This window comes from Tenacibaculum sp. Bg11-29 (assembly GCF_002836595.1).
In the GTDB taxonomy this organism is placed as follows: domain Bacteria; phylum Bacteroidota; class Bacteroidia; order Flavobacteriales; family Flavobacteriaceae; genus Polaribacter.
This window is the reverse complement of sequence record NZ_PJBB01000003.1, coordinates 3,681,745-3,693,795: the sequence shown is the minus strand read 5'-3', so window position 1 is coordinate 3,693,795 and position 12,051 is coordinate 3,681,745. Positions and strand designations below refer to the sequence as shown.

The following is a 12,051-nucleotide window of genomic DNA, read 5'->3' as shown; positions in this document are numbered from 1 at the left end:
TATGGAACTAACTAGCAAATTAAAAGAACTTTCAGAAAAAATAGTTACGCTAAAAGATCAAATAGAAACAGAAGAAGCTACTAAGACGGCATTTATATTACCGTTTATAAACTTATTAGGATATGATATTTTTAACCCAATAGAAGTTATACCTGAGTTTACAGCAGATATAGGATTAAAAAAAGGAGAAAAAGTAGATTATGCTATTATAGAAAATAGTGTGCCTATTTTAATTATAGAATGTAAACATTGGAATGAAAATTTGAGTTTACACAACTCACAATTATTCAGATATTTTCATGCTTCAAAATCAAAATTTGCACTTTTAACTAATGGAATCGAATATAAGTTTTTTACAGATTTAGATGCAGCAAATAAAATGGATGAAAAACCATTTTTAGAATTTGATGTAACGAAATTAAAAGAGTCAGTAATTACTGAAATATCAAAGTTTCATAAATCAAAATTCGATGTTAATAAAATAGCGAACAATGCAAGTTCACTTAAATATTCAAAAGAGATTAAAAATGTATTTAATGCTCAGTTAATTGAACCTGAAGTAGATTTTATACGATTCTTTACTTCAAAAATTTATTCAGGAAGACAAACGGAAAAAGTTATAGAGCAATTTAAAGAATTGGTTTCAAAATCAATCAATCAATTTATTGTTGAAAAAGTAAATGATCGATTACAAAACGCATTAAATAAAGAAGAAGAAAAATTAATACTAGTAAACAAAGAACCCGAAGAGGAAAGTAAAATAATAACAACAGAAGAAGAGCTAGAAGCGTATAGAATTGTTATCGCGATTTTAAGGAAGAAAGTAGCCGTTAATAGAATAGCTTTTAGAGATACACAGTCCTATTTCGGAATTTTGTTAGATGATAATAATCGTAAACCATTATGTAGGTTACACTTTAATGGTAAAACGAAGTACTTGGGGATATTTGACGAAAACAGAAAGGAAATTAAGGAAAAAATAGAGTTAATAGAAGATATTTATAAATTTGATTCGGCTCTTTTAAAAACAGTAAACTGTTATGAGGAGTATGAGACAGAAGTGGTTAATTAAAAATAGGGTTGTTATGGATATTTGTTTTTTATTCAGAAGGAAAGGAGTAATAAAATAGAAGAAAAAACATTTAAACTATTTTAAGCCTTACGGAAATCCGTAAGGTTTTGTTTTTGTATAAGTTTAGTTTTGAAGTGTCTAATTAAACAATTAAAACATGAAAAAAATAATTTTAACAAGTCTATTTATTGCCGTTTTATCAATTTTAAGCTGTTCAACAGGTGGTGATGATTTAGAAGAGACGGATTTATCAGAAACAAATTTACCTGAAACAAGAACAGAGTGGAGGTGTGGAACTCATAATGGAAAAAAATTATGGACAGGCCCCAAAGGTGGATGCTATTATAAAAATAGTAATGGGAATAAAACATACGTAGATAGATCTGAATGCAACTGTTAGTAGTATGAAAACTATTTATCCGTTAATTAAAAAAGGAAAGAGATTACCGAAGTTTATTTATAGAGAAAGAATAGCAATAACGTTTAATATAATATGTGCTTTTCTATTATTAATAGCGCTACTGCATTTACCAATTCAGTATTATCGATTTTTAAGAATTATGGTGTTTGTTGGATGCTTATTAATTATAATAAATAAAGAAGTTCAATCTTTTTGGAAACTTATTTTTCTTCCTATCACAATTTTATTTAATCCAATTCTCCCAGTTTATCTATACTTAAAACCTTATTGGATGCCTTTAGATGTTGTAGCAGCAATTCTTTTCCTTTTGATTGCCTTTTATGGATATAAAACAAGAACTAAAGAAACAATAAAGGAACCTAAAAATGAAACTCGAAACATGTATAAAATTAAAAACTAAAATATGAATCAAATAACTACCGAACTTAAAAGTCATTTCTTAAGACTTTATCAAATAGCATTTTCAGATGATAATTTTGATGTCTTAGAAATGCAAATGTTATACAAGTTTGCAGAAGAAAGGCAGGTGTCTAAACAAGAGTTAGAAGCCGTTTTATTATCACCACATCATGAAAGTATTATACCCGAAAGTTTAGAACAAAAATTAAAGTATTTATATGATTTAGCAATTATGATTTGGGCTGATGAGGTAGTTACTGATGATGAAATAAATGCTTTAAAAAAGTATTGCTTAAAATTTGGTTTCTTAGAAGAAAATATTACAGAATTGTGCGAATTTTTAATAAGTAACGCGAAAGAAAATACGACAAAAGAAGAATTATTAAAACAACTTACAGTATAAATTATGGGAGTAATAAAAAAAATATTCACAATAAAAAAAGAGGAATTTAATACTGTTAAAACATCAGAGAAAGAAGTTGTAAAAAAACTTAGATTAACTTTTTTTGAAAGCGGTTATGGTAGTTCAAAACAATCATCAGGAAATTCAAAAGTATTTAGAGCTTGTTTGAATGATTTATATATGGATTATAAAACAGAATGTGCTGAAAATGTTGAACTACAAAAAAAATTAAAAGAACCTCATGTTCAAGAAAAAGGAAGAATAGGTATTGAATTAAAGAAAAGACAAACAGCTAAAGGATTGTTTGAAGAAGAGATAAAAAAAGAAGAGGATAAGATAGAAAAGTATAAGCATGAAATAGTAGATGTGAAACAAGATCCAGAAAAATATGTTGAAGATGTTGATAAGAAACCTAGAGCACAATTTTATTTAGGGTTGGCAGTGTTAATACCAATAACTTTTTATCTCTTGGTATTTTATATGTCAGCATCATTTTCTGCCTTTTTTAAAAATTTTGAAGAAGCAGAATTATCCGCAGCAATATTTGATGGTAATTCATTATCAAAATCAATAGAGCACGGTTGGCTAGAAGCTGTTTTTATAATTACAATACCATTTGCTTTTATGGGCTTAGGATATTTGATTCATATGTTTCAAAAACATAAAAATTGGTTGTCACACGTTAAAGTTGGTGCTTTATTTATTATCACTTTTATTTTCGATGCCATTTTAGCATATCAAATAGAAATGAAGATTTATGACTTTAATAAAACACCAGATTCTCCAGAGTTTAATTTGTCAATAGCTTTTAATAAAGTAGAGTTTTGGGGAATCATCTTTGCAGGTTTTGTAGTGTATATTATTTGGGGCTTGGTGTTCGATTTTATAATGAAAGAATACGATAACATAGATAAAATAAAAGCATTTATAAGAGCTAAAAGAGAAGCTATTGTAAATTTAGATAAATTGATTTCGAAAGTAGTTGATAAACTAAATGAAGTAAAAAAAGGAATATCAGAAAAAGAAGGGAAAATTGCGGAGATGCAAAGAACTATTGATGGTTTTGTTTTTCCTAACAAACGTTATTTAACATACCACGCAGAGTATGTAAAAGGTTGGTATTTATCAATAGCAGATAATTATATAGAGTTAGATAAAAAGAATAAAGTACTCTCTACATGTGAAGTGGTAGAAAAAGATCATTTAACAAAATATGATTTGAATGACGAACACACAGAGGGAATTATTTATAAATCACAATTAAATTAAGAAGTAATGAAAAGAAGTGTATTATTTATACTAGTAGCTATTTTCTTTTTTACTACAAATGCATGTAAAAAAGAAAACGCTTCAGTGGTGGCATTAGAAACAGCAAAACAGGTTGAAGTAAAGAAGAAAAATTCGAATTTGAATATCAGTATTTTATTGGATCTTTCAGATAGAATTGATCCAGAGAAATATCCTAAAGAATCAATGGAACTTTTTCAAAGAGATATAGGCTATATAGAATTGATAGCTAAAAATTTTGAAAATCATATTCGAAATAAAAAAAGTAGAAAAATAAAAGATAAAATTCAGTTGTTTTTAGATCCAGAACCATCGGATAAAGCGTTGAATCAAAAAATATCAGATTTAAAGATCTCTTTTGATAAAACAAATGCAACTAAAGAGTTGATATTAGAAACTTCAAAAAAATATACAAAAACCTGTACCGCAATTTATGAACAGGCAATATTAGATGGAAAATATGTAGGTTCAGATACTTGGGGGTTCTTTAAAAATAAGATTGAAGATTACTGTATAGATGATGATTATAGAAACATCGTTGTAATTTTAACAGATGGTTATATTTATCATAAGGATAATAAAAAAAGAGAAAAGAACAGTACTACATATCTAACTCCAGAAACTATTAAAGGATTTAATTTAAGAACAAGTAGATGGAAAAAGAAGTTTGATGAAAAAGAGCTAGGGTTTTTACCAATAGATCAGAATTTAGAAAACTTAGAAGTTTTAGTATTAGGTATTAATCCAGATACAATAAACCCATATGAAGAAGATGTAATGAAGGAGTATTGGAAAAAATGGCTAACAGCTATGAATGTAAAAAAGTTTGAATTGAAAAGAACTGATTTACCTTCACACATTGATAAAATTATAAAAAAATTTCTCTTTAAATAAATATGCACTTAAAAATACTATTCATTTTACTATTATTTATAATACCAAAAACAGTAAAACTACCTGAAAATTTCTGTGCTAAAGTAATTGGTGTTATAGATGGAGATACTATAGAAGTGTTATATGAAAACAAACCAATACATATACGATTAGCGCATATTGATTGTCCTGAAAAAAAACAACCCTTTGGTAAAAAAACAAAGCGATTTGTGTCCAATGAAATTTTTGGGAAGAAAGTGAAAATAATCCATAGTGGTAAGTGGCATTGGAATAGATTAATAGCTGAGGTATATTATGATGGTAATAAAAATTTAAATAAAGAATTGATAAGTAATGGTTTGGCAATGCATTTTAAAAAATACTCAAAAGACCAAAAATATAAACAATTAGAAATTGAAGCCAAAAATAATAAAATAGGTATTTGGTCAGATCCTAATTTAATACCCCCTTGGGAATATAGACGAGGAGGTAAAAAGAGAAAAAGCATTGATAAAATACAACAGATAGAGAAAATGAATATGAAATTTAAAAGTATGAAAAAAATAATACCATTAATACTAGTAGGATTTGCTTTAACTGCCTTTCAAGAAAAAGAAGTTAAAAAAGTGTTTATATGTAAGAGCGTTGCAAGTAAACGTTATCATTTAAAAAAAACATGTAAAGGGTTGAAAATGTGTAAGACAGAAGTGAAAATAACAACAGTAAAGAAGGCGGAAAGACTGGGGAGAATACTGTGTAAATTAGAAAAAAAACAATTAGAAAAGAAATAAATGAAACGCTGTTAATAACTAAATTAGCAGAGTTTTTTTATTTTTACAGTAGGAAATACTACTTTAGCAGAGACTTCAATTTCCTCAACTTTTATGACTCAAGAAACAAAATATACCGAAGATAATATACGCTCGCTCGATTGGAAAGAACACATCCGTATGCGTCCGGGAATGTACATTGGTAAATTAGGTGATGGTTCGTCTGCCGATGATGGAATTTATATTTTAGTAAAAGAAGTTTTAGATAACTCTATTGATGAATATGTAATGGGGGCGGGTAAAACCATCGAAATTTCTATTCAAGGAAATAAAGTAATTGTTAGAGATTATGGTCGTGGTATTCCTTTAGGTAAAGTAGTCGATGTAGTATCTAAAATGAATACTGGAGGTAAGTATGATTCGAAAGCATTTAAAAAATCGGTAGGATTAAACGGTGTAGGTACCAAAGCAGTAAATGCGCTTTCTTCATTTTTTAGAGTAGAATCATCAAGAGATGGTAAATCTGCAGCAGCAGAATTTTCTCAAGGTAATTTAACAGATCAAGAATTCTTAGAAGAAACTTCACGTAGAAAAGGAACAAAGGTTTCTTTTATTCCTGATGAAGCAATTTTTAAAAACTATAAGTATAGAAACGAGTATGTTTCTAAAATGCTTAAAAACTATGTATACTTAAATACAGGGTTAACTATTGTTTTTAACGGAGAAAAATATGTTTCAGAAAATGGATTGAAAGATTTATTAGAAGATAACAATAGTAAAGAAGATATGTTGTATCCGATTATTCATTTAAAAGGAGACGATATAGAAGTTGCCATAACGCATAGTAAAACACAATATTCAGAAGAATACCATTCGTTTGTAAATGGACAACATACAACACAAGGAGGTACGCATCAAGCTGCATTTAGAGAAGCTATTGTAAAAACGATTCGTGAGTTTTACGGAAAGAATTTTGAAGCTTCAGATATTCGTAAATCAATTATCTCTGCTATTGCCATTAAAGTAATGGAACCTATTTTTGAAAGTCAAACAAAAACAAAATTAGGATCTACTGAAATGGGAGATGGTCTACCAAGTGTTAGAACGTATATTAATGATTTTCTAAAAACACAGTTAGATAATTTTTTACATAAAAATGTAGAAACAGCAGATAAGCTACAGCGTAAAATTATACAAGCAGAAAAAGAGCGAAAAGAATTATCTGGAATTAGAAAGTTAGCAAAAGATAGAGCAAAAAAATCAAGTTTACATAACAAAAAGTTACGTGATTGTAGAGTGCATTTAGGTGATACTAAGAAAGATGCTTATTTAGAATCAACATTATTTATTACAGAGGGAGATTCTGCATCTGGATCGATCACAAAATCTAGAAACGTAAATACACAAGCAGTTTTTAGTTTAAAAGGAAAACCTTTAAATTCTTACGGACTTAGTAAGAAAATTGTATACGAGAATGAAGAATTTAATTTATTACAAGCAGCCTTAAATATAGAGGAAGGTATACAAGATTTGCGTTATAATAATATAGTAATTGCTACCGATGCCGATGTAGATGGTATGCACATTCGTTTGTTATTAATAACGTTCTTTTTACAGTTTTTTCCAGAAGTAATTAAAGAAGGGCATTTATATATTTTAGAAACGCCTTTATTTAGAGTTCGTAATAAGAAAGATACTTATTACTGTTATTCTGAAGAAGAAAAAAGAGAGGCAATAGCTAAATTAAGAGGAAAACCAGAAATAACTCGATTTAAAGGATTAGGAGAAATTTCACCAAATGAATTTGTTCATTTTATTGGAGATGATATTCGTTTAGACCCAGTGATGTTAGATAAAGAAATGTCTATTGAGAAAATGTTAGAATTTTATATGGGAAAGAATACACCAGACAGACAAAAATTTATCATCGAGAATTTAAAAGTTGAATTAGATGTTGTTGAAGATGAAGGTTAGAGCAAGGTCTTACAAATTGTGAATTTAAAAAAAGTGTAATGAAAAAAGATATAATTATACCAAATGAAATTATTTCAAACAAAATCTATTTGATTCGAAATCAAAAGGTAATGTTAGATAGAGATTTAGCAGAGTTATATCAAGTTGAAACAAAAAGATTAAAGGAAGCAGTTAGAAGAAATCATAACCGTTTTCCAGAAGATTTTATGTTTGAATTAACAAAAGAGGAGTTTAAGAATTGGAGGACGCAATTTGCGACCTCCAATGCTGATAAAATGGGATTACGGTATGTTCCGATGGTTTTTACAGAGCAAGGAGTTGCAATGTTATCAAGTGTATTAAAAAGTGACAGAGCAATTGCCGTAAATATTAAAATTATTAGAATATTTACTAAAATGCGAGATTTATTGAGTGATAATTTAAGTTTACGATTAGAGATTGAAGATATTAAAAAGAAAATGAACAATCACGATAAAAATATAGAATTGGTATTTTCTTATTTAGATGAGTTGGTAGAAAAGAAAGAAAATTCATCAGAGAGAAGTAAAATAGGTTACAAAAAATAATTAAATAAATAATAACTCTTAAGCGAATACATATTATTTAATGAGTGAAGATATAAACGAGCACGACGAAGAATTAAATCAACCAATTGAAAATACAGAAACTATTACGAAAGTAACAGGAATGTATAAGGAGTGGTTTTTAGATTACGCTTCGTATGTAATTTTAGAAAGAGCAGTTCCTTCGTTAGAAGATGGCTTAAAACCAGTACAACGTAGAATAATGCATTCTATGAAAGACTTAGATGATGGACGTTACAATAAAGTAGCGAACATTGTTGGGCATACGATGCAATATCACCCGCATGGAGATGCTTCAATTGCAGATGCTATGGTGCAAATTGGTCAGAAAGAATTGCTGATTGATATGCAAGGAAACTGGGGTAATATCTTAACAGGAGATAGAGCTGCTGCATCAAGGTATATAGAGGCTCGTTTATCAAAGTTTGCATTAGAAGTTGTCTTTAATCCTAAGACAACCGATTGGAAAATGTCGTATGATGGAAGAAGGAGAGAACCAATAGATTTACCAGTAAAATTTCCTTTATTATTAGCACAAGGAGCTGAAGGAATTGCGGTAGGATTATCAACGAAAATACTACCACACAATTTTATAGAATTAATAGATGCTTCTGTAAAGTATTTAAAAGGGAAAAGTTTTTCGATTTTTCCAGATTTTTTAACTGGCGGAATTGCTGACTTCACTAATTATAATGATGGTATACGAGGAGGGAAAGTACGTGTACGTGCGAAAATTTCACAATTAGATAAAAAGACCTTAGTAATTACTGAAATTCCTTTTGCTACAACAACAACTACGTTAATCGACAGTGTTTTAAAAGCAAATGAGAAAGGTAAAATTAAAATTAAAAAGATTGAAGATAATACCGCGGCCAATGTAGAAATTTTAGTGCATTTACCTGCCGGAATATCGCCAGACAAAACAATAGATGCATTATACGCATTTACGAATTGCGAAAATTCAATTTCACCACTATCTTGTACTATTGAAGATAACAAACCTGTATTTGTTGGAGTTTCTGAAATGTTAAAGCACTCTACAGATTTAACGGTGAAGTTACTTAAAAGCGAACTAGAAATTCAGTTAAATGAATTACAAGAACAATGGCATTTTGCATCTTTAGAGCGAATTTTTATTGAGAACAGAATATATCGTGATATTGAAGAAGTTGATACTTGGCAAGGTGTAATTGAAGCAATTGACAAAGGTTTACAACCGCATATTAAACATTTAAAAAGAGAAATAACAGAAGAAGATATTGTTCGCTTAACTGAAATTCGAATAAAGAAAATTTCAAAGTTCGATATTGACAAAGCAAAACAACATATTGAAAGTTTAGAAGAGAAAATAGCTGAGGTAAAACATCATTTAGATAATTTAATAGAGTTTGCTGTAAACTATTTTAAAAACTTAAAAACGAAGTACGGTAAAGGTCGCGAACGTAAAACAGAAATTAGAATTTTTGATGATATCGTAGCAACCAAAGTCGTAATGCGAAACACGAAACTTTATGTAAATAGAGAAGAAGGTTTTGTAGGTACTTCACTTAAAAAAGATGAATATGTTACTGAGTGTGCAGATATTGATGATATAATTATCTTTAAAAGTGATGGTAAAATGATTGTTACCAAAGTAGCATCGAAGACTTTTGTAGGAAAAGATATTATTCATATTGCAATCTTTAAAAAGAGAGATAAGCGTACTGTGTACAATATGATGTATAAGGATGGTTTAAAAGGACCTAGTTATATGAAGCGTTTTAACGTAACGAGTGTAACACGAGATAAAGAGTATGATTTAACCACAGGTAATAAAGGATCTAAGGTTTTGTATTTTACAGTAAACCCGAATGGGGAAGCTGAGGTCGTTACTATTAATTTACGATCTGTAGGTAGTATAAAAAAACTGAAATGGGATATTGATTTTGCAGATTTAGCAATTAAAGGACGTGCAGTTCGTGGTAATCAAATAACCAAGTTTGCAATTCGAAAAATCGAATTTAAATCTGCGGGTGTTTCTACACTAAAACCTCGAAAAATTTGGTTTGATGATACAGTACAGCGTTTAAATGTTGATGATAGAGGAGAATTACTAGGCGAGTTTAGAGCAGAGGACAAAATTTTAATAGCAACACAATCAGGTAAAATTAAAGCAGTAGCACCAAATCTAGCAATGCACTTCGAAAGTGATATGATTGTATTAGAAAAGTGGAAACCAAACAAACCTATATCTGCTATTTATTTTGATGGTGAAAAAGAACGTTATTATGTAAAACGTTTTTTAATTGAAACAGCAGATAAAGAAGATGTTTTTATTTCTGATACCGAGAAATCGAAATTAGAGATTGTTTCTACTGATTACCGTCCAATGGCTGAAGTATTATTTTCAAAACGTAGCTTAGATAAAATAAAAGTGAATTTTGAAGATTTTATAGCAATAAAAGGTATAAAAGCATATGGTAACCAATTAACGACAGATAAAATACGTACCGTTAATTTATTAGAATCATTACCTTATGATGAACCAGAGGAAGAAAAGGTAGAAGAAATTGAGGTAAATGATGAGGAAGAGATTATTGAAGACAGCTTACCTTTAGATATTGAAGAAGTGCCACAAAAAGAATTTAAAACAACAAAAGAAGATAAAGCAAAAAAAGCTTTAGATAGAGCACTTCAAAAGAAAAAGACAAAAGATGACGATAGTCAAGAAAGTTTATTTTAAATGAAAACAATAGGATTAATAGGAGGTATTACTCCACAGTCTACCATTATGTATTATCAAGTGTTAAATAAATTAGCAAGTGAAACATTTGGTGAAAAACATTCAGCAAAAGTAGTAATGAACGCTGTAGATTTTGGAGAGATTTCTAAATTACAATCTGAAGGTAGATGGGATCTTTTAGGAAAGATAATGGTAAATGCAGCCGAGAGTTTACAAGCAGGAGGTGCTCATTGTATTCTAATTTGTGCGAATACAATGCATTTAACTATTAATGAAGTTAGAGAGGCTGTTACTATTCCCGTAATTCATATAGCGGAAGCTACTGGCGAGTTAATTTTAGAACAAAAATTAAAGAAAGTAGCTTTGTTAGGAACAAAGTACACAATGGAGAAAAACTTTTATACCGATGTTTTAAAAAATATGGGAATAGAAGCAATAATTCCAGAAGAAGAAGACAGAACAATTATTCATGATGTAATATATGATGAGTTGTCTAAAGGTATTTTAAATAAAGCATCTAAAAAAGCGTACCTAACAATTATAAATAAATTAGTGCAAAAAGGTGCAGAAGGTGTTATTTTAGGATGCACAGAAATTCCTTTATTAATTGAACAAAAAGACGTTTCAATTCCTGTTTTCGATACCACAACCATACATGCAACAAAAGCATTTAAACTATCGGTATAAATGAAAGAATTACTAGCATATCGTTTTAATTTAGATTCTTTTTTAGGCGTTTTAGGGTATGTATTACTCATCGTTTTTATTACTTGGGTCATTTCACGAATATTCCGCTATTTAATAGTACAAGTCATAAAGCGTAGAAAAACGGATCAAAATGGTAGAACCAGTATTTTATTTTTACGTAATTCAGTAAAGTTTTTTTTAGGCCTTTTTGGTATTGCCTATATCATTTCTACAGTACCAGCTTTTCGAAGTAAAGCCACTTTAATTTTTTCTGGAGCAGGTATTTTGGCAGCCATTATTGGTTTTGCTGCACAAGCAGCTTTATCTAATTTAATAGCAGGCGCATTTATTGTTATTTTTAGACCTTTTAGAGTTGGAGATTATATTAAGTTAGATGATACCCGTGTGGGAATTGTTGAAGATATTACGTTGCGACATACCGTAATTAATAATTTTGAAAACAAACGATTAATTATACCAAACTCGGTAATAAGTACCGATTCAGTATTAAATCATACTATTGAAGATTCACATATTCTTAGTTTCAATAACTTTAAGTTAGGAATAAAAGCAGATATTGATTTAGCAAGACAAATTATACAAGAGGAAGCTATTAAGTTACCATCTGTAATAGATTTTAGAACACCAGAACAAGTAATGGCAGATACTCAACAAGTAGATGTACGTGTAATTGATGTACATACAGATCATATACATATGCGTGCGTATGTTTGGTTAAATGAGCCATTTAAAGAATTTAAAACCAAATGTGCATTAAAAGAAGCAGTGCACAAACGTTTTTTAGCTGAAGGTGTTGCATTACCTATTCCTATCTATAAAATAGTGAATGTATAATAAT

Annotated in this window: 12 protein-coding genes; all 12 read left to right on the top strand. The window is 29.2% G+C overall.

Annotated elements, in window-relative coordinates; genetic code table 11:
- Position 1: 1 nt before the first annotated feature.
- Positions 2-1,072, top strand: a complete 1,071-nt coding sequence (locus tag CXF68_RS16645; RefSeq protein WP_101046240.1) for a type I restriction endonuclease — start codon at positions 2-4, stop codon at positions 1,070-1,072.
- 157 nt (positions 1,073-1,229) lie between these two features.
- Positions 1,230-1,472: a hypothetical protein gene (locus tag CXF68_RS20895; protein ID WP_198553842.1), complete on the top strand. Its 243-nt coding sequence runs from the start codon at positions 1,230-1,232 to the stop codon at positions 1,470-1,472.
- A gap of 4 nt (positions 1,473-1,476) precedes the next feature.
- Positions 1,477-1,893 carry a DUF6804 family protein gene (locus tag CXF68_RS16635; RefSeq protein ID WP_101046239.1) on the top strand — a complete coding sequence of 139 codons (417 nt, stop codon included), beginning with the start codon at positions 1,477-1,479 and terminating at the stop codon, positions 1,891-1,893.
- 3 nt (positions 1,894-1,896) lie between these two features.
- Positions 1,897-2,295: a hypothetical protein gene (locus tag CXF68_RS16630; RefSeq protein WP_101046238.1), complete on the top strand. Its 399-nt coding sequence runs from the start codon at positions 1,897-1,899 to the stop codon at positions 2,293-2,295.
- A 3-nt stretch (positions 2,296-2,298) separates the two neighbouring features.
- Positions 2,299-3,564, top strand: a complete 1,266-nt coding sequence (locus CXF68_RS16625; protein WP_232771676.1) for an ABC transporter permease — start codon at positions 2,299-2,301, stop codon at positions 3,562-3,564.
- Between the two features lie 6 nt (positions 3,565-3,570).
- On the top strand, positions 3,571-4,476 hold the full coding sequence (locus tag CXF68_RS16620; protein ID WP_101046237.1) for a hypothetical protein: 906 nt from the start codon (positions 3,571-3,573) through the stop codon (positions 4,474-4,476).
- A gap of 2 nt (positions 4,477-4,478) precedes the next feature.
- The gene (locus CXF68_RS16615; RefSeq protein ID WP_101046236.1) at positions 4,479-5,246 is read left to right on the top strand and encodes a thermonuclease family protein; all 768 of its coding nucleotides are present in this window, start codon (positions 4,479-4,481) and stop codon (positions 5,244-5,246) included.
- A 93-nt stretch (positions 5,247-5,339) separates the two neighbouring features.
- Positions 5,340-7,199 carry a DNA topoisomerase IV subunit B gene (locus CXF68_RS16610; RefSeq protein ID WP_101046235.1) on the top strand — a complete coding sequence of 620 codons (1,860 nt, stop codon included), beginning with the start codon at positions 5,340-5,342 and terminating at the stop codon, positions 7,197-7,199.
- Between the two features lie 38 nt (positions 7,200-7,237).
- Positions 7,238-7,765 (top strand): ORF6N domain-containing protein, encoded by a 528-nt coding sequence (locus tag CXF68_RS16605; RefSeq protein ID WP_101046234.1) that lies wholly within the window; start codon positions 7,238-7,240, stop codon positions 7,763-7,765.
- 40 nt (positions 7,766-7,805) lie between these two features.
- Complete coding sequence (locus CXF68_RS16600; RefSeq protein ID WP_101046233.1) at positions 7,806-10,505, top strand: DNA gyrase/topoisomerase IV subunit A; 2,700 nt, start codon at positions 7,806-7,808, stop codon at positions 10,503-10,505.
- Positions 10,506-11,192 carry an aspartate/glutamate racemase family protein gene (locus CXF68_RS16595; RefSeq protein ID WP_101046232.1) on the top strand — a complete coding sequence of 229 codons (687 nt, stop codon included), beginning with the start codon at positions 10,506-10,508 and terminating at the stop codon, positions 11,190-11,192.
- The gene (locus tag CXF68_RS16590) at positions 11,193-12,047 is read left to right on the top strand and encodes a mechanosensitive ion channel family protein (protein WP_101046231.1); all 855 of its coding nucleotides are present in this window, start codon (positions 11,193-11,195) and stop codon (positions 12,045-12,047) included.
- Positions 12,048-12,051: the final 4 nt, after the last annotated feature.